This is a genomic window from Vreelandella sulfidaeris Esulfide1 (assembly GCF_054072535.1).
Genome location: NZ_CM133364.1, coordinates 1,420,550 through 1,445,662, shown reverse-complemented (window position 1 = coordinate 1,445,662; position 25,113 = coordinate 1,420,550). Strand labels below are relative to the sequence as shown.

Genomic DNA, 25,113 nt, shown 5'->3' with positions numbered 1-25,113 from the left:
CGGGTATTGTCTTAAAAAGCAAAAACACCTAAGGTTGGGAACGTTCCCATTTTAGTGTCAGAGTGTTTGAGTACAATGCCAATCTCGCCACGTCGGGCCACCTTGATTGAAGTCGCCAAGATGGCAGGCGCTTCTAAAACCAGCGTTTCACGCTTTTTCGGCACTGAGCGCGACAAGCTCTCTGCTGAGCTACAGCAACGTATCGGCGAGTCAGCAAAGTCATTAGGTTATCGCCCTAACCAGATGGCGCGAGGGCTCAAAGGAGGCGGTTCACGCCTGCTTGGGATGTTGGTTGCCGATATACGCAACCCATTTTCGATTGCCGTCATGCACGGAGTAGAGCTGGCATGCCGCGATTATGGCTACGCGTTGATCGTCTGTAATACGGATAATGATCCGGCATTGGAACAACAACACCTGGCAACATTGGCTACTTATCAGGTCGAAGGCCTGATCATCAATGCTGCAGGGCAGCCTGGGCAGGCGCTGCAGGCATTAATGGAAAGCGGCGTGCCGTTGGTGCTGCTCGATCGTGACATCAGCCGACTCAATGCTGAAGTGATCGGTCTAGACAATGCCCTTGCTATCGATATGGCACTAGCGCACCTGAGCCGACAGGGTTATCGCTCAATACTCTATGTGAGTGAAACCCCGGAGCAGGCTAGCGCCCGACAGGAGCGGCTGCAACGCTTTGGTGAGCAGGCAGAAGCCATGGGTCTGGGAAATCAGACGCTAATACTCAGTCATAGTGAACTTCACCCCTGTGAAACGGCATTAGCAACGTATGTCGAACAGCAGGCGGACTCACCATGCGCCGTGTTATGCAGCAACGGCACCACCCTGCTTACTATGGCGAAGTGCTTTAAACGACTTAACCTATCGATGGGACCAGTAGGTTTAATGGGTATCGATGAACTGGAGTGGTGCGAGCTATTAACACCTGGCATCACCACGCTGGCCCAGCCCACCGATGGCATCGGTCGTGACTCGGTTGCTTGCCTGATCAGCCAGCTTGCTCGGAACAAGCCCACCCCGCCTTATCAAAACCGCCACGCTCCCCGGCTAATCATCCGAGGCAGTACGGCTCCCTGACCTTTATTTATCGAATTTGCTAGCGAGAATTACAATGCATAACAGGTGTTCTTTAGCCCCCAAAATACTCACCTTTGGAGAAGCGATGGCCATGTTCGTCGCTGATAACCCAGGGGATTTATCGGCTATTGAGAGTTTTCATCGCCGACTTGCCGGAGCTGATAACAATGTCGCGATTGGACTTTCCCGACTAGGCTTTCATGTGGGCTGGTTAAGCCGAGTGGGAAACGATAGTTTAGGTCGCTTTATCCACCAGGCGCTGAAAGCTGAAGGCATCGACGATCGCTATATCAGTACCGATAAACAACATCCAACGGGGCTGATGTTTAAGGAGCGCGCGCAGGGAGGAGCCGACCCGCGAGTTGAATACTTCAGACGAGGTAGTGCGGCCAGTTTTCTCTCTTTAGACGACGCCTCAGCTATCGATTTTTCATCGCTAACCCATTTGCACGCGACAGGCATTACGCCTGCTCTTTCCGAAAGCGCCTGCCAGCTTAGCCATCATTTGATGGAACAGGCCCGCGCCCATGGCGCTACTATTTCCTTTGATCCCAATTTGCGGCCGTCACTTTGGCCCAGCGAAAGCGTTATGCGGTCTACCCTCAATGAACTCGTCGGCCGCGCCGATTGGGTATTGCCTGGGCTTTCAGAGGGTCAGCTTCTCACCGGACAGAAGACGCCTCACGACATAGCAGGCTACTATCTGGATCAAGGTGCCTCGGCGGTGATCATCAAGCTGGGTCCGGAAGGCAGCTATTACCGTGGCAACCTGGATGGTCAAGAAGAGAGCTTCACGGTGGCCGGTTGCCACGTCGTCGAGGTAGTGGATACCGTCGGTGCAGGTGATGGCTTCGCCGTAGGCGTGATTAGTGCCCTGCTTGACGGAAGAACGGCACGCCAAGCAGCCCAACGCGGCAACCTTATTGGCGCCCAAGCCATCCAGGTAGTGGGTGATATGGAAGGCCTACCTAATCGCGAACGTCTACAAGCGCTTGAAACCGAGCTTTACTCAGCCTGACGCATCTCGCCTTGCTTTTATTAGCAGGCGTTTAATGACAGGCTTCCAGTAACAGGATTTTCAGCAAGGAGATAACAATGAAAAAACGTTTAGTAGTTCAAGGAAGACTCAGCGATGCCCATCTGGCTGAGCTTAGCGATCTGTTTGAGGTGGATGAGCTGCCGAAAACCACCAAGCTTGATGCCCCTGAAAATCTCGCTCTATTAGCGCAGACGCACGGTATTATCGGTTCGGGCTTGGCGATCACCCCCCAGTTGCTGGACGCAGCGCCCAACTTGGAAGTCATCGCGACCGTCTCTGTTGGCTATGACAACATCCCCGTTGATGAACTGACCAAGCGCGGCATTATGCTGTGCAATACGCCTGATGTGCTTACCGAAACCACCGCCGACACCGGCTTTGCGTTAATCATGACAGCGGCGCGCCGGGTGGTTGAACTAGCCGAGTGGGTCAAAGCAGGCCATTGGCAAGCAAGCCTTGGACCCGCACTGTTTGGCAGCGATGTGCACGGAAAAACACTTGGCATGGTGGGGTTTGGGCGCATTGGTCAAGCCGTTGCCAGACGCGGTGCTCTAGGGTTTGGCATGCAGGTGCTCTACTCCAACGCTTCACCCAAGCCCGATTTAGAGAGTGAACTTGGCGCGCAGCGCCGCGAACTCAACGAGCTGCTGGCTGAGGCTGATTTCGTCTGCGTCACTGTGCCGCTTACCGCAGAGACCGAGCACTTGATCGGCGCCCAGCAGTTTGCGCTGATGAAACCTTCGGGCATTTTCATCAATATCGCCCGCGGTAAAGTGGTCGATGAAAGCGCATTGATCCAGGCGCTGGAAAATGGCGTTATTCAAGCGGCGGGGTTAGATGTATTTGCGCAGGAGCCGCTAGCCGCTTCATCACCGCTACCGAAAATGAGCAATGTGGTCGCCCTGCCCCATATCGGCTCTGCTACCCATGAAACCCGCGACGCCATGGCCCAGCGAGCGGTGGATAATATTCGTCTAGCACTCCAGGGTGAGCGGCCAATTAGCTTAGTCAATGAGGAAACCTATCGATGAAGCTCACCGCCACGCCCCCTTCCATGCCTCTGTGCTTACTGTTCGATTGCGATGGCACCTTGGTGGATAGCGAAATAATGCTTGCCGAGGTGATGGGGGATATTCTTCCCGAGTTCGGCTTACCCTTTTCAGCGCGTCAGTATATGGATGAATTTCGCGGGGTGCGTTTCCAGACCATCGTGCAAACCCTGGAAAAGTGTTTTCAGGCGTTGGCAGAAGACGAATATTCCCAACTTGAGGCAGGTATGCGGGCGCGTATGGAAGCCCGTATGCGTGCCGAGCTGGTGGCGATTCCTGGTATGGTCGCCGCGCTGGAGCAGTTAAGCAGTCACCCCAAGGCCGTGGTCTCAAATGGCCCCGAGCGCAAAATTCGCTGTGCGCTGGAAAGCACCGAACTAGGCCATCACTTTGCCGACAAGCTCTTTAGCGCCTATACCCTCAACGTCTGGAAACCCGACCCCGAGCTGTATCGTAAAGCCGCCGCCGCTATGGGCCATGCTCCTCAGCAGTGCGTCGTAATCGATGACGCGGCAGTAGGTGTCGAAGCAGGCTTGGCGGCGGGCATGCACGTGATTCACCTCAACCATTTCCCTAATGAAGAACTCACCCCCGAAGGAGCGATTGGTATCCACCACGCCAGCGAGCTTCCCGCCGCCATTGCGCGCCTAAACTTCTGATCGCAGTTGCTTGATTAACTGATCAACTGCCGCTAAGTAACTCTCCAACGTCTGCCCTCGACAGGCATGTTTTCCGTGCCTGCCGACGCTACTGCCTGTGCGCTTATAACCCCCTCTCTCTGTACCGAAAATACGCATCGCGACCAATGTCGCATAGCCCAAGCATTGACCTACACAGTAATGACGTTAAGCTTGGCTTTATATCAAATATAAAAACAGATTTTATATTTGAGAAAACAACCATCGCATCACAAACATCGCATCGCAACAAGAACATCACAATAAAACGGAGAGCCTTCCATGCGCCTAACCCACTTAATGATGGCCAGCCTCGCTATTGGCTTCACCACGTCGCTCCAAGCTGCCGATTTCACTTTCAAGTACGCTCATTCGCAAACCGATGAGGCGCCGCGCTCTGAGTCCATGCGCTACTTCAAAGAAGCGCTCGAAGAGCGCAGTGATGGTCGTATCGCCGTCGAACTCTATTTCAATGGCACCCTGGGGAAGGAAGAGGACGTACTCCAGCAAGTCCAAATGGGGCTTATTCAGGGCTATCGCGGTGGCTTGTTTGCCCAAGCTAACCCCGCCTATCTGATCTATACCATGCCGTTTCTGTTCACTACGCCAGAACAGGCCATTGATGTTATGGAAGGCGAGCTTGGCCAAGCCATTAATGACGGCGCACGTGAAAGCCAGCTGCATATACCGGTGACCGGCGTTGCAGGCGGTATGCGCCAGTTAACCAATAACGTTCGCGCCGTCAATCAAGTGGATGACCTCCGTGGCTTGAAGATTCGCACCCCGCCACTGGCTCCCACGCTGCGGGCATTTGAAGCGTTGGGAGCCTCCCCCCAGCAAGTGCCTTACACCGAGACTTATATGGCGCTACGCACAGGCGTGGTCGATGGGCAAGAAAACCCGCCCTCCAATATCGCCGATATGAAATTCCATGAAGCTCAGGAGTACATGTCATTACTGAACTGGCAAATCCATCCTGACCCTTTCTTTATCAGCGCCCAATGGTATGACCAGCTACCTGAAGAGTTGCAGATGATCGTCGACGACGTGGCTCAGGAAACGATGACGCGCTCCAACGAAATTTGGCTAGCTTCCGAAGCCAACTACCTCGACACACTGGGCGAGCACATGAGCATTAATGACATCGCTGACGAACACCGCCAAGGTTTTGTAGATGCCGTCGTTCCTGTTTGGGAGCACTTTGTTGAACGTGGTGACTTTAGCCAGGAGCAGTTAGAGCAAATCCTCGCACTGACCGATCAAACCGAGGTATTGGAGTAATGAACCCTCCTCTAATGGCGCAGCGGATGGCAGAAGATACCGCCTTGATGCGAGCAATGCGCCGCTTCGCTAGCCTGCTGGAAAATCTGATCGCCGCATTAATTGCGGCGGTTTTCCTGCTCTGCTTGGCACTGGTGATATTACGCTATGCCTTCAGCATTGGCTTTGCCGGTGCTGAAGAGTTGATGCGCTTTTTATTTGTGTATTCCACCGCCCTGGGGGCGTCGGTCGCCATTTTGCGCGGCGAGCATATCCGTATCAGCGTGCTTGTGGATGCACTGCCTAAGTCAATAGCCGTCTGGCTGAATCGCTTACGCCATTGCCTCGTGATGTTATTCAATGGCTATTTGGCATGGCTCAGTCTCAGCTGGATTGGGCAAGTAGGTCGTTTCCGCTCCGCCGTGCTGGATGTGCCTAATTGGGTAGTACAAATCAGCGTCCCTATTGGCGCGCTACTGGTCATTCTATTTTCCTTGGCGGTGCTGGTGGGTGGCGAGCGGCCTTCCGCTCAACGAGACGACGCGCAGGAGGGTCAGGCATGATCTTACTGCTAGTTAGCCTAATGGTGCTGCTGCTGATAGGAGTACCCATCGCCTATTCGCTAGGGCTTTCGGGGTTGGTCTATTTTTTGATTATGCAGCCAGGCTTAATTGGCGTGTTGCCTCAGCGGGTACTGTCCGGTATGGATCTGTACACCATGATTGCCTTGCCGCTGTTCATTTTGATGGGGCTGGTAATGAACGCCTCAGGCATTACCGCTCGTTTGATCGACTTCTGCTTGATGTTGGTAGGCCGTTTCCCTGGTGGGTTGGGGCACGTCAATATTTCCACCTCGATGATCTTTGGCGGCATATCAGGCTCATCTGTGTCTGATACGGCCTCGGTGGGTTCCGCCATGATTCCGGAGATGGCACGCAAGGGATACAGCGTCGAGACCGCCAGCGGCATTACCGTGGCCTCTTCCACCATGGGCATGATCATTCCTCCCAGTGTGCCCATGGTGATCTACGCCGTTACTGCGCAGCAGTCTATCGGCACCATGTTTATGGCGAGCCTTGTGCCCGGTCTACTCATTGGCCTGCTGATGATGGGCATCATTGCGCTCATGGCCGGTCGTCAAGGCTATCCCCGTGCCCATGCAGGATTAACCCCTCAACAGCGACGTCAGGTGATACAACGTGCGGTCCTCGCGCTATTAATTCCCGTGTTTGTCGTAGGTGCGGTGGTCGGCGGTGTCGCTACGGCCACTGAGTCTGCCGCGTTAGGCGTAGGCTATGCGCTGTTTCTAGCGTTAGTGGTGTTTAAAAGCCTCAAACTGCGTGAATTGCCCGCGTTGTTTCGCTCTGCCGTCATGACCAGTGCAACGGTGATGATCATTATCGCCATGAGTCAGCTGTACGTGTGGATCCTCTCGATAGAGCAGATACCCCAATTATTGGCAGGCTTTTTAGGCGGGCTGGATCTTACCCCGATATTGCTCCTGCTGGTGGTTGCTGCTGCCGTGTTACTGATCGGCACCTTTATTGATGTGACCCCCGCGATTTTGCTGATTACCCCAGTGGTGCTGCCAGTGCTTGCCTTGGCCGATATCTCACCCGTGCAGTTTGGTGTCCTGTTGATCAGTGGCTTGGCTATTGGCTTGGTCACGCCGCCGGTGGGTATGTGTCTGAACGTCTGTTCATCCATCACCGGCCTTTCGATTGGGCGCATTTTCCGCGGCGCCCTGCCGTTTTTACTCGCAAACCTCCTGGTGATGCTGCTGGTCATTGCCTTTCCGGCTATCACCCTGTGGCCGCTCACGTTGTTCTCGTGAGCTCATTTACTTTTACGCTTAAAGGAAATTCGTATGGATATTCGTCAAGCGCTTCATAGCGATCATTTTAAAACCCTCGATACCCAGGGCCTGCGTGACAAAATGCTGGTCACCAAGATTATGGTGCCAGGCCAACTGTCGCTAACCTACAGCCACGTTGACCGCATTATTGTTGGTGGCGCGGTACCCACTGATTCACCACTTACCCTGAGCGGTGGCAAAGAACTTGGCGTTGATTATTTTCTAGAGCGGCGTGAAATGGGCGTTATTAACATTGGTGCGCCCGGACGCATTACTGTCGACGGTGAAACGGTCGAACTCGGCACCCACCACGGCCTGTATATTCCCAAAGAGAGCCGTGATGTCAGCTTTGAGAGCCTCGATGCGACCAAGCCTGCGCGCTTTTATATCAACTCAACGCCAGCCCATGTACGTTACCAGCTTCGCCATATCCGTCCGCAAGATGCCTCGCCCACTACCCTTGGCGACCCTGAAACCGGTAATGTGCGTACCATCAATAAGTACCTGCACACCGATGTCCTGGATACCTGCCAGCTCTCCATGGGACTTACCCAGTTAGAGCCCGGCAGTATGTGGAACACCATGCCCTGCCATACCCACGAACGGCGCATGGAAGTTTATTTCTACTTTGACTTGAGTGAAGACGATGTGGTGTTCCACCTGTGTGGCGAACCCCAAGAGACCCGGCATATCGTGGTTGCCAACGAACAAGCCGTGATTCACCCCAGTTGGTCGATTCACTGCGGCTTTGGCACTCGCCGCTACACCTTTATTTGGGGTATGTGCGGTGAAAACCTGACCTACGATGATATGGACTTTATCGCTTCCAAAGAGTTGCGCTAAACCACTACCCAGGGAGAGTGACCAATGACACTATTTTCGCTGAACGGCCAAGTTGCCATGGTGACTGGTTGCAACAAAGGGCTGGGCCAGGGGATTGCCATTGCACTGGCTCAGGCGGGTGCCGATATTGTGGGGGTCAACCGCAGCCCCGCTGATGACACACGCCAGCAGGTGGAGGCCCTAGGGCGCCAGTTTTACGACATTACGGCTGAGCTAGGCAGCCAAGCACCTAGCGAGATTGTCTCACAGGCGATTGCGCAAGCGGGCAAGGTGGATATCCTGGTCAACAATGCGGGGATTATTCGTCGGGCAGCAGCCGTTGAATTTTCAGAGCAAGATTGGGATGACGTCATTGACGTTAACTTGAAAGCCGCTTTCTTTCTCGCACAGCAGGTTGCCAAACACCTTATCGAGCGCAAAGCGCCGGGCAAGATCGTCAATATCGCTTCATTACTGTCGTTTCAGGGCGGCATTCGTGTGCCCTCCTACACTGCCAGCAAAAGCGGCATTCTCGGTCTAACGCGCCTGCTCGCCAATGAGTGGGCGGGCCATGACATCAACGTTAATGGCATCGCCCCTGGCTATATGGCCACCGACAACACCCAAGCGTTGCGCGACGACCCCCAGCGCCATGCTGAAATTCTTGGCCGCATCCCCGCCGGACGTTGGGGCACGCCGGAAGACTTAGCCGGCGCTGTGATATTCTTATGCTCCGATGCCGCCCGCTACGTGCATGGGCATACCCTGGCGGTAGACGGCGGCTGGCTGGCACGCTAACCAAGCATTTTGGTTAACGCCACGATCAACGAGCGATAGGCAATCAAGTAAGGGAGCTTGAATGAAGGAGAAGGCTGAAACGCAGTACCACGCCCCTGCCTTAGAGAAAGGGTTGGATATTTTGGAGCTGCTTGCCCAATCTCCCCAGCCGCTAAGCACCCCAGCGATTGCCGAGCAGATCGGCCGTAAAACCAATGAGATGTACCGCATGCTGATGGTGCTGCGGGATCGTGGCTACGTCAGCATGGATGATAGCGGTAGCCGCTATCAGCTAACGCTAAAGATGTTTGAGATGGCCCACCGCTTCCCGCCCACCAAGCGGTTAGTACAGGCTGCGCTACCGCGCATGGAAGAGCTGTGCCATGAAATCTCCCAGTCGTGTCATCTTAGCGTTGCTCGTCCTGGCCATCTATTAGTAGTGGCCCAGTACGAAAACCCCGACAAGATGGGCTTTGGGCTGCGTCTGGGAGCCAAGATCGATATATGCGGCTCTGGCTCGGGAGCAGTCATGCTAGCGTTCTTGGATGAGCAACGCCGCGAGCGGATACTCGGCGCCAGCGATGCGACGCAACAAGAAGTTGACCGAACGCGGGCGCTATTTGATCCGATTCGCCAGCGTGGCTACCACGTGGGGCCAAGCCCTCAAGTCCAGGGGTTAACGAATATCAGCTTCCCCGTCTTCGGGGTTCATGACGTTATCGAAGCCGTTATCACCATCCCTTACCTCACGCTTATTCCAGAAGCGATGCACCGGGAAGTTCCCAGCATCGATCGCTGCCGTGAGCAGCTAGGGGAGCTGGCAGACGCCCTGACACTGGCTATTGGCGGGCGCCTACCAACAGATACAACGAGCTAAATGTGCTCTGTATAACGGCGCTCTCTATAACGGTTTTCTCAATAACAGGGCGCTAAAAGTAAGTCGCCATACGCTCTTTAACGTTAAGTTGATCATCCACTAACAGCATCTGACGCCATTTATCGAAGGTTAAACAGGGGTGAGAAGCGCCAAACGCGACGATATCGCCGACCTCGACATCCTGGGCCTCGTCGGGAAGTCGCAGGAACGTGTGCTGATCCATAATTTTCATCACTTCCCAACCAGTCACCGATAATGGCTGCGAGGAGTCGCCTCCTTCCCGGAAACGACGCAGGGCAATAGGTAGCTGATCATGTCCGATATCACGCTTACCTAGCGCCACAATGGCAAGCCCAGGTTCGGGAAGCGACTGCACCTGGGCAAAGACTTCCAGGGCAGGCTCGAGCCCCTGCTGCAAATCCGGCCGGCGGTCTAACACCGCTGATTGCGCTTCACGATAAAGTCCATGATCGTGGACAATGTAGCAACCTGGGCGTAGCACGGGGGTAAATCTTCCCTGCAGCGGTGCGCCCTGAAAGGCCTCCGCAATCACGTCATACCAGGCGGAACCTGACGCGGTGACAATTGGGTTCTTTTCAGCAAAGCGTTCAGCAGCCTCGAGCTCAACGGCAATATCCACCAGGTATTTAGCATAGGCACGTATGCCGGTTTCGGGATTATCCCCGTGAACCACACCCTCATAGCCCTCTAGTCCCACCAGAGAAAGTGCTGGCTCATTAGCAATTACCTCCGCCAGCGAAAGAATTTGCTGCTGATTGCGGCAGCCACAGCGGCCACCCTTCACGCCTACCTCAATAAGTACCGATAGCGTCAATCCTCGTTCCGCAAAAAAACGCCCGAGCTGGCGCACGTTCTCATGGCTATCGACCACACAGTAAAACGCAGCGCCCTGCTCAATCAGGCTAGCAATAATGGCCATATTGGCCTGGCCGACCAGTTGGTTGGCCATCAATATGCGAGTAATGCCATTAGCGAAAGCCGCACGACACTGGGGCGCGGTGGCAAGAGTGATTCCCCACGCCCCTGCCTGGAGCTGTCGATGGAAAAGCGCGGGCGTCATGGTGGTTTTGCCATGAGGCGCCAAGTGGGCACCGTGAGCTTCCGCAAATCGCTGCATCCACGCAACGTTATGTGTCAGCGGGCCTTCAAACACGACCGCCGCAGGTAGGCTAACACCGGACAGCACATTGGGCTCCAGTTCGACACTCCCCTTATCCACCGCTAACGACGTCGTTTGCATTCGCCCATTTCCTCTCTCGTTCTCTGTTTAAATAAACGCATCAATGTTAGTTATTTTCACAACTATTGACTTCAAGTTAGAAACTAACATATTTTTTAGGTAAGGCAACCAATAGGAGTCCTCGGTGAGCCAAGAAATCGATATCTTGTCACGTATTACCACTGACTTTGCTGCTCTGCGCGACGCTGAAAAGAAAGTCGCCGAGCTGATATTTGCTGACATCGAGTTTGTTACCGAAGCGAGTATCGGTGAGATCGCCCAGCGCGCGGGGGTGAGTGATGCCAGTGTCACCCGGTTTGCACGCGCTATCGGCTGTACTAACGTGCGCGACTTAAAAACGCGCTTAACACGCGCTTTAGCGGCAGGCCGCCGTTTTATACAAGAAGCAACACCCGAAGACAGCTCAAGCGTGGTGTACGACATTGCCACGCAAACCCTCGCGCTTAACCGTGAACTACTCGCCCAGGCCGATGTGGCAGGCGCAGTCGAACAGTTGGATAAAGCGCGTCAGATATTGGTATTTGGCGCGGGGGGCGGTTCCAGCATTCTCTGCCAAGAGTTTCAGTTCCGTTTAGTGCGCCTTGGCTATGCGATCTGCGCTTACCCGCAAGCACTCTTGCCCCGTATGGTAGCGTCAACCCTTGAGCCGAATGACGTCGTCGTCGTGCTATCAGTCACAGGCTATACGCCAGAGATGGTGGAGTCTGCACAAATTGCCAGGCAGTACGGCGCAAAAGTAATTGCCATCACCGCCATGAACTCTCCTTTAGCCGACACATCCGACATTGTGCTCCCGATTACCTCGCGGGAAACCGACTTCATCTATCACCCTTCAGCTTCCCGCTACGCCATGCTGGCGGTCATCGATGTGTTAGCGCTTGAACTTGCCATGCGCCACCGCGAGCGATCACGGACTAAATTGCGTCGTCTCAAGCTTAGCCTCGATGACCATCGCGGTGGCGACAACCGCCAGCCACTAGGAGATTAAGATGGTTTACGACCTGCTGATTCGTAACGCCAACGTACTGGATGGCTCCGGCGCAGCCCATTTTCGTGCCGATGTAGCTATTCAAGGTGAGCGTATCTGTGCCATCGGCGATATGCCCTACGCCACCGCCGCCAACATTATTGACGCCCAAGAGCGCTATCTAGCCCCTGGCTTTATCGATGTCCACACCCACGACGACACCAACGTCATTCGCACACCCGAGATGCTGCCAAAGCTGACCCAGGGGGTTACTACCGTTGTGGTGGGTAACTGTGGCATCAGTGCAAGCCCCGTGACGCTTGCCGACGACGTACCCGACCCCATGAATTTATTGGGCAAGCTAGATGACTTTCGCTACTCAAGCTTCAGCGCTTATGCCAATGCCGTGGACGCTGCCGCACCCAGTATTAACGTCGCCGCCTTGGTAGGGCATACCAGTTTACGCAGCCAAGTGATGGATAGCTTTGCCCGGCCTGCCACTGCTGAAGAAATTACACAAATGGAGATGCTGCTAAGCCAAGCGCTGGATGAGGGCGCATTAGGGCTTAGTTCAGGGCTTGCCTATCGCAACGCGATACACGCGCCGACCACCGAAATGGCTCCTCTGGTGGCCGCCGTTGGGAAATCAGGCGGCGTATATACCACCCATCTTCGGGATGAGTTCGCGGGCCTGCTGGATGCCATGGACGAAGCATTTGCCACCGCTCGCAATGGCCAGGTACCTCTGGTGATCTCGCACCTTAAATGCGCAGGCGCAGGCAATTGGGGAGGCGCGGGCAAGGCGCTGAGTAAGCTAGAGGCTGCCGCTCAGCATCAGCACGCCCACTGCGACTGCTACCCCTACACCGCAGGCTCTTCCACCTTGGATTTAGGCCAGGTCACGGATGAAATTGAGATCACTATTACCTGGTCGACACCGCACCCTGAGCAGGCGCGTCGCCCGTTAAAAGAGATCGCCGCAGAATGGGGGGTATCACTGTTAGATGCGGCCAAGCAACTACAGCCGGCGGGGGCGGTTTATCACAACATGAGTGAAGCGGATATGCAGCAAGTGTTAACGCATCCGCTCTCCATGGTCGGTTCCGATGGATTACCGAACGACCCACACCCCCACCCGCGCCTTTGGGGAGCCTTTCCGCGCGTGCTGGCCCACTACAGCCGCGATTTAAAGCTAATGCCACTAGCAGAAGCAGTGCGCAAGATGACCAGCCTTTCAGCCGCCAATTTCGGCTTAACGGATCGCGGCGTCATTCGTATAGGCGCCTACGCAGATCTCACCCTTTTTGATCTCGCGGTACTCGAAGATACGGCGAACTATGAGGCCCCTATCGCAGCCGCTAAAGGTATCGAAATGGTCATAGTGAACGGCAAAATCGCCTATCACAAAGGTGCAATTTCAGACCAACGCGCTGGCAGGATGCTGCGCAGAACAGAGCGCATTGCTCAATCGATCCCCACCTTTCAACCCAACCAGGAGCAAACACCATGAGCATTACTCGATACGGCACGGAAGGCGGCGTAGGCACCGGCGGTCAGAAGCTGCCCTTTGCCCGTGCCGTAGAGGCAGGTGGCTGGCTATACGTCTCCGGCCAAACACCCATGACCGACGGCGAAGTCGTTGAAGGCGGCATTGTTGAGCAGACCCGCCTCGCCTTCGATAACTGCCTGGCCATTATGCAAGAAGCAGGCTTCGGCGTTGAAGACGTCGTACATGTCACCACCGTTCTGACCGATGCGCGCTATTTCACCTCGTTCAACAAGGTGTTTAAGGAAGTCTTCGGCGAAAACCCACCGGCACGTATCTGCAGCGTTCAAGACTTGGTGGTGGATTGCAAAGTAGAGGTTGACGTGAAGTGCTTCCGCGCTGATCGCGTGTAGACACTCAACGTTAGTACAAAAAAAGCGCCGCACCCCGGCAAGGGTGCAGCGCCAGATTACCGCGTGATTAGGATAAAAAGCCCCGCGGTAATCGCTTCCATTGCCTACCTTCGGCCGCGGCAACGGCCGGATAAACAACGACAAGAGGTTACCATGAACAGTCAAATATTCCTTATCACCTTTGTGCTCTACATCATCGCGATGATCGCGTTTGGTTGGTGGGTTTCAAGGCATAAGCGCGACAGCGGCGATGACTTCCTACTCGGCGGACGAAGCGTTCCACTATTCCTTACCGTGGGTACCACAGTAGCGACGATGGTGGGAACCGGCTCCAGCATGGGCGCCGTCGGGTTCGGCTACGCCAACGGTTGGGCAGGCGCCTTATACGGGCTTGGGGGCGCCGTAGGTATTTTGCTACTCGCGGTCTGTTTTGCCCCCGTACGTAAGCTGCGTTTTATGACCATGAGTGAAGAGCTGGCCTACTACGTTGGCGCAAACCGACTGGTACGCAACGTCGTTGCCCTTCTCATCTATATCGCCTGCATCGGCTGGCTCGGCGCCCATATCCTCGGCGGCGGTCTATACCTCTCCTGGATGGCGGGGATCGACCTAACTACTGCGCGTATTCTAGTGGCGTTAGGCTTCGGCATTTACTGCGTGGTGGGGGGGTATTTTGCGGTTATCTGGACTGACACCATTCAAGCAGTTGTGCTGTTCGCGGGTTTTATCTTAATGGCAATATTGGCACTGATCGAGGTTGGCGGCTTTTCAGGCCTTACGACAGGTATGGAAGCGGGTGCCACTAGCTTTCTTGGTATTGATCAAATTGGTGCGCTGCCTGCGCTGTCACTAGCTGCCGTCATTGCCATTGGCGTGCTTGCTACGCCCTCCTTTCGTCAGCGCATCTACTCAGGCAAATCAGTTAAGTCGGTACGCCGCTCGTTCTTAATCACCGGCGTTCTTTACCTGGGCTTTTCGATCATTCCCGCGATTATTGGTATGGCCACCCACGCCCTTAACCCTGGGCTCGAAAATAGCAACTTCGCCTTCCCTTTCCTGGCCACTGAAATTATGCCCCTAGGATTAGGACTACTGCTACTGGTAGCGGGTCTTTCCGCCACCATGTCTAGCGCGAGCTCCGATGCGATTGCCGGTGTTTCCACGCTGATTCGCGATCTGTATGTGCTGGCAACGGGCCGCACGCCCTCAGCGCGAAATGTAGTGCGCTTCTCGCGTATTGCATTGGTGGCCACCATTGGTCTGGCGCTGCTATTCGCGCTGGCCTCAGACAATGTCATCACCTATATCACCCGTATGATCTCAACGATTCTTTCAGGGCTATTTGTGAGCGCCATGCTGGGCCGTTTCTGGTCACGCTATAACTGGCAGGGCGCCATCGCGACGCTGATTTTTGCCTCAGCGACCTCTTTAACCATTATCGCCAATAGCGATTGGACAGCGTTCTGGGGCAACCCAAGCATTCCCGCCGTGCTAGTAGCGCTGGTAGCCGGGGTGGTTGTGAGCCTAGTGACACCCGCTTCTCGCGTCACCTCAGCCCAGGCACTGGCAATTCTTGACCAAGAACGCCAGCGTATGGAACAAGTGCCCGAACCAACGCTGACCAGTGCTGAAGCGCCCGCTGCAACTCGCTAATCGCTAGTCATTAGAGCGCAATAAAAAAACCCCACTGATTGAATCAATCAGTGGGGTTTTATTTTTAACGGGACTATTTAACCGGACTATAGCACCGCTAGTGCTTCATTCAATCCGCCATGGGTTAGTGCTTGATATGCCACCAGCACTGCCTGTGCAAACGCATCATCTTGTGCCAATGCATTAGGCATTACATCGTCCATAGCTAAATAGGCCGCTACCAGCGCGCTGGGATCGCTACCATGCTTCTGGTGCAGCTCTGCAAAGCGCTTGGCTAGCGGATCATCCACGGGGTAACTATTGCCGTGTAGGTCTTGACCCGCGGTGTAGCGAATCCAGGTCGCCACTCCCAGCGCCACGCAGGGCGAAGCTTGACCAGCGGTACTACGTTCCAGCGCTCCGGAAAGCCAGCGCTGTGGAAGCTTTTGGCTGCCATCCATCGCGATCTGCTGCAGACGATGACGTAGGCTGTCATTGGCAAAGCGTGCCATTAGCGAGTCAGCGTAAGCGTCTAAATCGATTCCCTCCGGCATCACAAGCGTGGGTGCCGCCTCTTCAAGCATATATCGGCGCAACAGCGACCGAAGTTCGGCATTATTGACGCCTTCATAAACCGTTTCGATACCTGCCAAGGCCCCCAGGTAAGCCAGCAAGGAGTGGCTGCCATTGAGCATACGCAGCTTCATGGTTTCAAATGGCGCCACGTCGGCCACCATCTCAACGCCCTCGGCTTCCCAGCTCGGTCGCCCCGTGGGGAAATGGTCTTCGACCACCCACTGAGTGAACGCTTCGCACACCACGGCATTAGGGTCGTTCACGCCCAAAACCGCCAAACGTTCAAAGTCGGCGTCGGTCATGGCGGGGACGATGCGATCCACCATACTGCAGGGAAAAGCCACTTCATTGGCGATCCAGCTAGCCAAGTCTGCGTCACGCTGCTCGGCCAGTTGCACCACCGCTTGGCGGGTTCGCTTACCGTTATCAGGCATATTGTCGCAAGAAAGCACGGTGAAGGGAGCAATGCCCGCTTCTCGCCGCCGCGCTAACGCTTCCACTAGCAGCCCTGGAGCAGTTCGGGGTTGCTGAGGAGAAGCAATATCGCCGACGATCATCGGGTCGTCGTTTCTTAAATCACCACTGGCGGGGTTTAGAAAATAGCCCTTCTCAGTGACTGTTAACGTAACAACACGGGTATCCGCAGACGCCATTCGCGCCAGTAGCGCCTCTCGGTCTCGGCCCCAGCTATCCATACCTTCGTCCGCGCCATCACGACCCGAGAATAGTGTTTCTTCAATAACGCCAATTTCACGTAGCGTGATGCTTTCGCTATCGGCGTACTCCGCTACATGGTAGCGATGCCCTGCCGCACTTAAGCCGTCGACTAAACCAAAGCTAGAACGTAGGTTAGCGCTGCATACGCCCCACGTATCATCACCGCTGCGTTGGCGGTAACGTTCTAAATAGACCGCTTGGTGGGCGCGGTGAAAAGCGCCTAAGCCCAAGTGGACGATCGCTATCTGGCTATTTTGCTTGCTTGAGGATGAGATCAGCTTAACGTTTGGCATCAGTCTCTCCTACCAGTGCCACAAGGTGCCATCTTCCAACCGGTTGACCGGTAGGCTGGCCCGCTTATAAGGGTATTGCTTGGCTAAGCCTTCATCGATGTCGACACCATGCCCAGGGGTTTCACCCACAATGAAGTGCCCATCCTCAAACCGATAATCGTGAGGAAAGACCTCATCCGTCGCGTTGGTATGGGGCATATACTCCTGAATACCGAAGTTGGGTACCCAAGTATCAAAATGAATCGCTGCTCCCAGGCAAACGGGCGAAAGATCCGTCGGCCCGTGAAAACCGGTACGCACATGATAAAGACCTGCTAAATCGGCAATTCGGCGCACATGAGTAATACCACCGGCGTGGGTCAAGGTAGCGCGGATATAGTCGATCCACTGATTCTCGATCAAGGTTTTGGCGTCAAACAGGCTGTTAAAGACTTCACCAACGGCCAGGGGCGTGGTGGTGTGTTGACGGATAAGCCCAAACGCCTCCTGGTTTTCAGCAGGCACGCAGTCCTCGAGCCAAAATAGATGATAGGGCTCAACTTCTTTGCCTAAACGGGCGGCTTCAATGGGGGTAAGGCGGTGATGAACATCGTGCAGCACGTGCAGGTCGTCGCCAAAGCGTTCCCGTACCGCGGCAAACAGCTTAGGTACATGGTTTAAGTACTTACTGGTGCACCAAACATGCTCAGCAGGCAACTCGGCATCAGCAGGCTCATAAGGCTCACCATCTATTTTGGCGACACCATAGATGCTGGCAATACCAGGCACGCCGGCTTGAACGCGCACCGCTTTATAACCTTCCTTCACATGGCGGGCGACCTCTTCCAGGCACGCTTCGATATCACGCCCCGTTGCATGGCCATACACCATGACCCGGTCCCGGCTTTTACCGCCCAGTAGTTGATAAAGTGGCATACCTGCCACCTTGGCCTTGATGTCCCATAGAGCTACATCTACTGCTGCGATCGCCGTCATCGTTACTGGCCCCCGCCGCCAGTAAGCACCGCGATAAAGAAAGTGCCAAATATCTTCAATACGGCTTGCATCACGTCCAATCAATGACGGTAATACATGCTCTTCCAAGTAAGCGACGACCGCCAGCTCGCGGCCGTTTAAAGTAGCATCGCCAATCCCATACACTCCTGATTCGGTAACAATTTTTAGCGTGACAAAATTTCGGCCTGGGGACGTTACGATTAAATAAGCATCGCTAATGATCATGGTAAATCCATCACAAGAAGTAAGAAGAAATTAACGCTCGAAAAGGTAGCGCTGTACGTTGTCGTAACACACCGCGCGAACCAGCTCCCCAACACGATCCAGATCTCGGGGCAATTCACCACGCTCAATTTGTGCGCCTAGCATTTGGCAGAAAATACGTCGGAAATATTCATGACGGGAAAACGAGAGAAGACTGCGAGAGTCCGTCAGCATGCCTACAAAATGTCGCAACAGTCCGAATTGCATCTGAGTTGTTAGCTGCCGTTCCATACCATCACGCTGGTCGTTAAACCACCAAGCGGCTCCAAACTGCACTTTCCCTGGAATTCCATCGCCTTGAAAGGAACCTGCAAGCCCGGCCAACATTTCGTTATCACGAGCGTTGAGGTTGTAAAGCACCGTTCGTGGTAGTTGGTGCTGACTATCAAGCGCGTCCAGCAACGCCGCTAAGGGTTCTGCGTAAGTGACATCACCAATGGCATCGAAACCACTGTTAGGGCCTATTTCCCGTCGACCACGCTGGCTTAAATCGCGCAAAGCGCCAATATGAAGCTGCATCACCCAACCCCGACGGGCATACTCTTTGCCGAGCCATAGCAGTACCGCGGTGGTAAAACCATGCGCCTCTTCGCTGGACAGTTCTTTTCCGCACCTTCTGCGGTCGAGTATCCGGTCCAACTCATGAACAGCAGGAGGCTCAACAAAAACAGGCTTTTCGAGGCTATGATCAGAAAGGCAGCAGCCTAAACTCTCGAAATGTTCGAGACGCTGGAACAGTGCCGCTAGCAAATCATCGTAGCGCTGTATCGTCACACCACTAGCCACTTCAAGCGTAGCAAGGTAGTCGACAAAGCCAGGTGGCTCTATTTTCAAGACTGAATCGGCACGAAACGTCGGTAACATGGTAGGTCCAGCCCCAGCTTTCGAATGCCGTTGATGTATTTCCAAGCTGTCGACGGGATCATCCGTGGTACAAATAGTACGTACGTTAAAGCTCTCCAACATGCCATGAGCACTAAGCTGAGGCGTTGCCAACCGATGCTGAGACTCCCGCCAGACTTCCTCGGCGGTATCTGACGAAAGCAGGATATTGTCTATTCCCAACGGTTTTTTAAGCTCGAGATGCGTCCAGTGATAAAGCGGATTACCTAGGCAATCGGGTACGGTTTCTGCCCATGCTTGAAAGCGCTCCCGATCACTGACATCTCCTGTTATACGCTGTTCAGCGATGCCTGCGCAGCGCATTGCACGCCATTTATAGTGATCCCCTTTTAGCCATAGCTGAGTTAAATTATCGAACTGGGTATTATTCGCTATTTCGCCTGGATCTAGATGCGAGTGGTAATCGCAAATCGGCATAATAGACGCGTGCTCATGATAAAGCCGACGGGCTGCTTCGTTTTCCAGAAGGAAGTCTTTACCCATAAACTCAATCTTATCGTTAAATTTCATCTTCGCTCCTCTATCATTTGAGTGTTACAGGTAATTTAACCAAGCAGTAAGTTGGGCAAAAACAGCACTATGTTGGGGAAGAAAAGAATGCCTAGAACAACAATAAACACAGCAACAGAAAAAGGCAGTAATTCACGGCTATAATCGTAAAAAGAGCAGCGCAAAATGCCGCAGACGGTATACATAGATATGCCCACGGGTGGTGTCATTCCGCCAAAAGTCACAAGTGTCATCATTAGCAGCCCAAAATGAACAGGATCAACACCGGCAGCTTTAATAACGGGAACAAGGATGGGCGTTAATAGCATTACGACAACAGTGGCTTCTAACAGCATACCTAGTAAAACAAGTATTACAGCCACTGCAAGTAGCAGTGTTATGTGGCTAGAAAATACGCCTAGCGTTAGTTCAGCAATTGTTTGTGGCACCCTTTCAAAAGAGACAACATAACCAATAATGCCTGAGAACATAATAATGAGCATGATCATGCCAATATCCCTTACGCTGGCACGCATGGCATTAAGTATCTCTTTAATACCCATTACTCGGTGTATTACGCAGCCAACCAACAAGGCATAAGCAACGGCAAAAGCTCCCGCTTCAGAGGGGGTAAAAAGCCCATAGCGAATGCCCACCAAGAGCCATACGGGAAATAGAATTGCCCAGATACTGCTTCGTAAGGCCTTAAGCACTTCACCACCAGTAGGAAGATGCTGTCTGACTGGCTGGTAGCCACGGCGCTTAGCCACAATGTACGTGGTCACCATTAACGCGACCATTAATAGAAAACCCGGTACCAACCCCGCAATAAATAAACGGCCAATAGACACTTCACCCAAGTAGCCATAGAGGATCAAACCTATGCTGGGTGGAATAGTCGCGGTAATCAGCCCCCCGATAGAAAGCACTGCGCCTGTAAATCCAGGCGAGTAACCTCCCTCAACCATGCTTTTACCCAGCACGCGGGATTGCATCGCGGCATCCGCTACTGCTGAGCCTGATACCCCACCCATTAGAGTACTTAAAACAATACTTGCTTGGGCTAAGCCACCGCTCATCCATCCCGCTAATAGTGTAGAAAGGTGGACCAGACGTGGAGTAATACCACTAGCATTCATCAGATGGCCGATAAATATGAACAACGGAACAGCCAATAGCGGAAATGATTGCGTTGAGGACACAATGCGCTGGACAGCAATACCTGTCGGTAAAAACGTTTCGGGCAATAAAAAGTAAGAGAACCCCGCAATGCCAATGGCAAAGGCAACAGGCATACCAATCGCCATCAGAAGCAAACCGAACCCGAGCAGTAAAGCAGCAGTCATAACGCCTCCTCCACAATGTCATCATCGTCAGCAACCAAACTTCCGATAATGCCGTTAGTGAATACACGGCGAATCATTGAGAGCATCATCAATAGGGCACCAACAGGAAGAGCTAAAGTGATATACCCATAGCTAAGCCCTGCCACTCCCATAGGACGCTGCCAGTTTGATGCGGCTAAAGCAAAGCCATACCAGGTTAAAAGAGCTAGAAAGAGCATCATCATTCCAATACACAGGCTAGTAATAAGGCGCTGCCATTTAATTGGCAAACGAATCACGAGCGCATCAATTCGCACCTGGCCACCGTGGCGCAGGGTAATGTCAGCCCCTAATACAGCGGTCCATATGAATAAAAACTGCGCAAGCTCAGCACCACCTGCAAATGGATTTCCTATCGCTCTAGCCGTTGAGCTAACTAACATGGTGAGAGAGGTACCACCGAGTAGCATAATAGCCAGCCACTCCTCACCTTTATCGTACCAATGCCACATACATATTCCTCGCCCTATAAGAGCATCTGGATAGTTACCTAATAGCAAAAGAGAAAAAGGTAGAAGCCCCCACCCTAATGGGCAGGGGCTGAGGCTCACTCTCCAGAAAGCAATTCATCACGGTACTGGTCGTAACCTAGCTCTTCGTAGACGCTGCCTACTTGATCGCGGAACACTTGCATATCTACCTCAGAAAACGTAACGCCTGCCGCTTCCATCCGCTCGCGCACCGAATCTTGGGCATCTGCCGTTGCTTGGCTCGCAGCATCACCGGCATTGAGTAGTTCTTCATCAAGAATTGAGCGTAACTCATCGGGTAACGCCTGGTACCACTGTTCAGAAGTCGCAATACCGGTCATCAAATGAATATGATTGGTTAGTGCCACGTGAGTAATAACTTCATGCAAATTTTGACCTTCGGCAGCGGTTAGCTGCGCTTCAGCGCCATCGATCGAACCTAGCTGTAGCGCCGAGTAAACTTCTGACCAAGGTAGTGGCGTTGGAGTGGCGCCCATCGCTTCAATGGTTTTCACCCAGACAGGGGAGTTGATAGTGCGCACTCGTACACTATTTAAATCCTCTGGCGTGTTTACTTCATTTTGGGTCAGCATCTGCCGTGACCCCTGAAACCAGTTATAGTTGAGCAGTCGCAAACCACTGGCTTCTGCCAGCCCCTCGACCCAATCCAGGTAAAGTGGAGAGGTGGTGATTTGGTCATAGTCACTATGGTCTTCAACTAAATAAGGAGCACTCAAGATACCCAACTCGGGTTGATACTCCGACAAGCGACCAGCATCGACTAAGATAGCGATATTGGCACCACTGCGGATTTGTTCGATCACGTCTTCGTCAGAACCAAGCTGGCTATTAGGGAAAATCTGAATGGTCAATTCCCCCTCTGAACGCTCCTCAATCGCCTGTTTAGCATTCTCCATTGCCTGAGCAATAGGATCTTGAGGGCTTAGCGCTATTGAGACATTAAGCTGGTAAGCGGCGTGAGCCGAATGGCTTGCGGCTACCAGGGCAAGAGCAGGAAGTAATTTTGTGAGTTTCATTTTAAGCTCCTAAAGACATCCATTTATTGTTGGTAATTCACCAGCCAGCTCTGACTGGACTTACGTCACGCGACCTATGTTGCGTTGTTGCTCTAACTTGCAGGTTTTATAGATAACCAGGAGAGCCCACACCTGCATTTTCAAACAACTCCGGAAAGCGGCGCTCTAATTCAGGCAGCGAGTGAAGTATTTCACGCTGATGATGGATCATTGCTTGCTCTGCCGCCTCAGTATCTGAAGCAGAAATCGCATCCACGATGGCCTGATGCTGATCGGCCAATTTAGGGATGGGTGTAGAATCAGGAATGCTCAAATACCGCACCCTATCCAGTTGTGCTTTAACGTCTTCAATCACTTTCCATGCCATGGCTTGCCCCGTGGATAAGGCCAAGGTTCGATGAAACATCTCATCAAGAAAGAAAAAGCGATCATGATCTTGACGCTCAATACAACTACGTTGGCGCTCAATCAGTTCGTTCAATTCCATCAACACACTAGAAGGAATTGAGTTTTTGGCAGCTTCCAGGGTAATAGCCACTTCCAGCGACTCACGAATAAATCGCGCCTCTAGCACTGCTTGGCGCGAAATGCGCACAACATAGGTGCCCCGTTGAGGACGCACTTCCACCAAGCCTGACTCAGAAAGGCGTATAAATGCCTCTCTCACTGGTTGGCGACTAACAGCAAATAAGTCTGCAATCTCTTTTTCAGAAAGCGCCTGTCCTGGTGCCAGCTCCATACGAATAATGGCTTGCCGCAATACGTCATTAAGACGTTGGCGCACCGACACGTCGCTGTTTGTCCTCTGCCACATTGCTTGCAAGTTCATCTTCATGGTACTTCGACGATTCCTTTGGCTATCTATCTGCTATGACTAGTATGGTAGTTATATGAAAATAAAAAAAGACCCGATACATTAGCCTTTAGCTGCATAGCTTATAACTACCTAGCCAATAGCTACCTACATAGCCATCTTCCTGTATTTTTGTAAGAAATATCTTACAAAGCAAAACCGATTAGAGTATTTTTAAGTCTTTCTTTAGCAAAATAGTTTGAACCAGATACAAGTATTTTGTCAGTAAGTCGCCTATGATCACTTAATACGAACGTTTGAACACCTTCACGCCCAAACAACAAATGCCAGGGAATGGCTTAAGGCTGTTGCTGCAAGCCCATAAGATTTAGGAGAAAGCAATGCAGGTCATCAAGGCAAAGGATAATTCAAAAGACTTAATCTTAACGGCTGAATTACCTACCTTTTTGGTAGCTGACCTACTCCAATGCCCGACCTTGCCTACGTTACCTTCCGTCGCTATCAACGTATTAAAAATAGCGCGCACTGAGCAACCTTCGGTTACCGACTTTGCCAATGCCATTGAGCGTGACCCTGCCTTGACCATGCGGATAATTACGCTTGCCAACAGCGCCTTCTTCTCGCATACACATACCAAAGTACATTCGTGTCAGGAAGCCACTGCTCGCTTGGGGTTAGATGCCACACTGGCAGCAGTGATGAGTTTCAGCCTTCTTCAAAACAAAGGCATAGACGCTCATTATCAACGTATTTGGATGCGCTCCATCATCGCCTCTTTAGCGGCACGATACCTTGCCATCCATCTTTGCCCGGATATGGCGGGCCCTGTGTTTACGGCAGCGTTACTCCAAGACATTGGGATTATGGCTTTACGTGCCACCTACCCGAAAGAAAGCACTGATTTATATCTTGAAGCCGCATTGTCTCATCGACAGCTATCAGAATCTGAGCAACGACTCTTTGGCTGCGATCATTCTCAAGTCGGCGCTTGGCTTGCGGCTAAGTGGGGAGTGCCAACACCGCTCGCTCAACGTATCTGTGATAGCCATGGCGAATACAACATGGCCGCCACAGACATACTGTGTATCCAGTTATCGGGGCCCATCGCCGATGCCTGGCTCTCTTCGCACCCGGCCCAATCATTAGTCGCTGTGATAAGGGAATTTCAAACCTATGAGGGCGCTCATTCATTCTCTTTAGGGCAATTATTAGAGAATATTCAGCAACAATTACCAGCGCTAGCCGACATGCTGCAAATGGCTGCGCCACCTCTGCAGGATAACGAATCACTGCTTGCCGAGGCGCAGCAGCTATTGTTTCGGCAAACATTACAGCTCAATGCACGCCTTGATGCGCAACACGCTGAACTCGTCTCGTTACGCCAACGGCAGGATGAGTTAGAAGAGCGCTCACGTACAGACGCGCTAACCGGCCTCGCAAACCGAGCTTGGCTTGAAGAAAAGCTACACAAACGTTTTGTTCTTTGCCAGGAGCAGTCTCGCATTATGTCCGTGGTATTTATTGATCTTGACCACTTTAAAAAGCTGAACGATCAATACGGGCATCAGGTGGGTGATCTCGTTCTCGAAAATTTTGGCAAAACGCTGCAAGCGTTAATTCGTGAAGGTGACTTGGCTGGGCGCTGGGGTGGCGAGGAGTTTTTGATTATTCTACCCGATGAAAGCGCCACTGCAGCCCTTGTGTTCGCTAGACGCATCGCCCAACGACTGGAAAAAACCCCGATGGCCCACAATGACCAAGAGACGATTCATGTCTCAGTCTCCATCGGCATTGCCTGTTTGGAGGACGGCGGGTTTGGAAATGCCGATGAGCTCATTGATGCAGCCGATAAAAGCATGTATTTCATTAAGCGTACAGGGCGCGGCGGGATAGCGGTATATGGCGAACGCGGCGCATCTATTATGCCTATTAACGATTAGCCTGCTGCGTGTGCGGTTAGCA

The 25,113-nt window shown here is 53.0% G+C and carries 23 protein-coding genes; 15 read left to right on the top strand and 8 right to left on the bottom strand.

Annotated features, from left to right (window positions below):
• Nucleotides 1-75: 75 nt before the first annotated feature.
• The 10 genes from ACW44H_RS06620 to ACW44H_RS06575 all read left to right on the top strand — a co-directional run bounded on the left by ACW44H_RS06620 (nt 76) and on the right by ACW44H_RS06575 (nt 9,448).
• Complete coding sequence (locus ACW44H_RS06620) at nt 76-1,092, top strand: LacI family DNA-binding transcriptional regulator (protein WP_457507919.1); 1,017 nt, start codon at nt 76-78, stop codon at nt 1,090-1,092.
• Nucleotides 1,093-1,126: 34 nt separating this feature from the next.
• Nucleotides 1,127-2,110, top strand: a complete 984-nt coding sequence (locus ACW44H_RS06615; protein WP_457507918.1) for a sugar kinase — start codon at nt 1,127-1,129, stop codon at nt 2,108-2,110.
• Between the two features lie 77 nt (nt 2,111-2,187).
• Nucleotides 2,188-3,162, top strand: a complete 975-nt coding sequence (locus ACW44H_RS06610; RefSeq protein ID WP_457507916.1) for a 2-hydroxyacid dehydrogenase — start codon at nt 2,188-2,190, stop codon at nt 3,160-3,162.
• Entirely contained in the window at nt 3,159-3,839 is a 681-nt protein-coding gene (locus ACW44H_RS06605; protein ID WP_457507914.1) for an HAD family hydrolase, read from the top strand. The genes ACW44H_RS06610 and ACW44H_RS06605 overlap by 4 nt, the downstream gene beginning before the upstream one ends.
• 300 nt (nt 3,840-4,139) lie before the next feature.
• Nucleotides 4,140-5,138: a TRAP transporter substrate-binding protein gene (locus ACW44H_RS06600; protein ID WP_457507912.1), complete on the top strand. Its 999-nt coding sequence runs from the start codon at nt 4,140-4,142 to the stop codon at nt 5,136-5,138.
• Nucleotides 5,138-5,680, top strand: coding sequence for a TRAP transporter small permease (locus ACW44H_RS06595; protein WP_457507910.1), 543 nt, complete (start codon nt 5,138-5,140; stop codon nt 5,678-5,680). Before ACW44H_RS06600 ends, ACW44H_RS06595 begins: the two co-directional genes overlap by 1 nt.
• Nucleotides 5,677-6,951 carry a TRAP transporter large permease gene (locus ACW44H_RS06590; protein WP_457507908.1) on the top strand — a complete coding sequence of 425 codons (1,275 nt, stop codon included), beginning with the start codon at nt 5,677-5,679 and terminating at the stop codon, nt 6,949-6,951. The genes ACW44H_RS06595 and ACW44H_RS06590 overlap by 4 nt, the downstream gene beginning before the upstream one ends.
• A 33-nt stretch (nt 6,952-6,984) precedes the next feature.
• Nucleotides 6,985-7,815 carry a 5-dehydro-4-deoxy-D-glucuronate isomerase gene (kduI, locus tag ACW44H_RS06585; RefSeq protein ID WP_457507906.1) on the top strand — a complete coding sequence of 277 codons (831 nt, stop codon included), beginning with the start codon at nt 6,985-6,987 and terminating at the stop codon, nt 7,813-7,815.
• A 24-nt stretch (nt 7,816-7,839) separates the two neighbouring features.
• Entirely contained in the window at nt 7,840-8,592 is a 753-nt protein-coding gene (gene kduD / locus ACW44H_RS06580) for a 2-dehydro-3-deoxy-D-gluconate 5-dehydrogenase KduD (protein ID WP_457507904.1), read from the top strand.
• Nucleotides 8,593-8,653: 61 nt separating this feature from the next.
• On the top strand, nt 8,654-9,448 hold the full coding sequence (locus ACW44H_RS06575; protein WP_457507902.1) for an IclR family transcriptional regulator: 795 nt from the start codon (nt 8,654-8,656) through the stop codon (nt 9,446-9,448).
• Between the two features lie 52 nt (nt 9,449-9,500).
• Here the strand turns inward: ACW44H_RS06575 and ACW44H_RS06570 are convergent, their stop codons facing one another.
• Complete coding sequence (locus tag ACW44H_RS06570) at nt 9,501-10,709, bottom strand: amino acid deaminase (RefSeq protein WP_457507900.1); 1,209 nt, start codon at nt 10,707-10,709, stop codon at nt 9,501-9,503.
• A 124-nt stretch (nt 10,710-10,833) separates the two neighbouring features.
• Here ACW44H_RS06570 and ACW44H_RS06565 point away from each other — a divergent pair, with 124 nt between their 5' ends.
• The 4 genes from ACW44H_RS06565 (at nt 10,834) to ACW44H_RS06550 (ending at nt 15,228) form a co-directional block, all read left to right on the top strand.
• Nucleotides 10,834-11,697, top strand: coding sequence for a MurR/RpiR family transcriptional regulator (locus ACW44H_RS06565; RefSeq protein ID WP_457507898.1), 864 nt, complete (start codon nt 10,834-10,836; stop codon nt 11,695-11,697).
• 1 nt (nt 11,698) lies between these two features.
• On the top strand, nt 11,699-13,186 hold the full coding sequence (locus ACW44H_RS06560) for an N-acyl-D-amino-acid deacylase family protein (protein ID WP_457507896.1): 1,488 nt from the start codon (nt 11,699-11,701) through the stop codon (nt 13,184-13,186).
• Complete coding sequence (locus ACW44H_RS06555; protein ID WP_457507894.1) at nt 13,183-13,575, top strand: RidA family protein; 393 nt, start codon at nt 13,183-13,185, stop codon at nt 13,573-13,575. The genes ACW44H_RS06560 and ACW44H_RS06555 overlap by 4 nt, the downstream gene beginning before the upstream one ends.
• A 153-nt stretch (nt 13,576-13,728) precedes the next feature.
• The gene (locus tag ACW44H_RS06550; RefSeq protein ID WP_457507892.1) at nt 13,729-15,228 is read left to right on the top strand and encodes a sodium:solute symporter family protein; all 1,500 of its coding nucleotides are present in this window, start codon (nt 13,729-13,731) and stop codon (nt 15,226-15,228) included.
• An 86-nt stretch (nt 15,229-15,314) separates the two neighbouring features.
• Here ACW44H_RS06550 and ACW44H_RS06545 read toward each other — a convergent pair whose 3' ends face one another.
• The 7 genes from ACW44H_RS06545 to ACW44H_RS06515 form a co-directional block, all read right to left on the bottom strand.
• Nucleotides 15,315-16,793, bottom strand: coding sequence for a mannitol dehydrogenase family protein (locus ACW44H_RS06545; RefSeq protein ID WP_457507890.1), 1,479 nt, complete (start codon nt 16,791-16,793; stop codon nt 15,315-15,317).
• Between the two features lie 9 nt (nt 16,794-16,802).
• The gene (gene manD, locus ACW44H_RS06540; protein WP_457507888.1) at nt 16,803-18,014 is read right to left on the bottom strand and encodes a D-mannonate dehydratase ManD; all 1,212 of its coding nucleotides are present in this window, start codon (nt 18,012-18,014) and stop codon (nt 16,803-16,805) included.
• A 30-nt stretch (nt 18,015-18,044) separates the two neighbouring features.
• Entirely contained in the window at nt 18,045-19,466 is a 1,422-nt protein-coding gene (gene uxaC, locus ACW44H_RS06535; RefSeq protein ID WP_457507886.1) for a glucuronate isomerase, read from the bottom strand.
• A 35-nt stretch (nt 19,467-19,501) separates the two neighbouring features.
• The gene (locus ACW44H_RS06530; protein WP_457507884.1) at nt 19,502-20,791 is read right to left on the bottom strand and encodes a TRAP transporter large permease; all 1,290 of its coding nucleotides are present in this window, start codon (nt 20,789-20,791) and stop codon (nt 19,502-19,504) included.
• Nucleotides 20,788-21,282 (bottom strand): TRAP transporter small permease, encoded by a 495-nt coding sequence (locus tag ACW44H_RS06525; RefSeq protein ID WP_113268296.1) that lies wholly within the window; start codon nt 21,280-21,282, stop codon nt 20,788-20,790. The genes ACW44H_RS06530 and ACW44H_RS06525 overlap by 4 nt, the downstream gene beginning before the upstream one ends.
• A gap of 95 nt (nt 21,283-21,377) precedes the next feature.
• Complete coding sequence (locus ACW44H_RS06520) at nt 21,378-22,337, bottom strand: C4-dicarboxylate TRAP transporter substrate-binding protein (RefSeq protein WP_457507880.1); 960 nt, start codon at nt 22,335-22,337, stop codon at nt 21,378-21,380.
• 106 nt (nt 22,338-22,443) lie between these two features.
• On the bottom strand, nt 22,444-23,172 hold the full coding sequence (locus ACW44H_RS06515; protein ID WP_457507878.1) for a GntR family transcriptional regulator: 729 nt from the start codon (nt 23,170-23,172) through the stop codon (nt 22,444-22,446).
• Nucleotides 23,173-23,531: 359 nt separating this feature from the next.
• On the opposite strand from ACW44H_RS06515, the gene ACW44H_RS06510 reads away from it, so the two are divergent.
• Nucleotides 23,532-25,091 carry a sensor domain-containing diguanylate cyclase gene (locus ACW44H_RS06510; protein ID WP_457507876.1) on the top strand — a complete coding sequence of 520 codons (1,560 nt, stop codon included), beginning with the start codon at nt 23,532-23,534 and terminating at the stop codon, nt 25,089-25,091.
• The last annotated feature ends 22 nt before the right edge of the window (nt 25,092-25,113 follow it).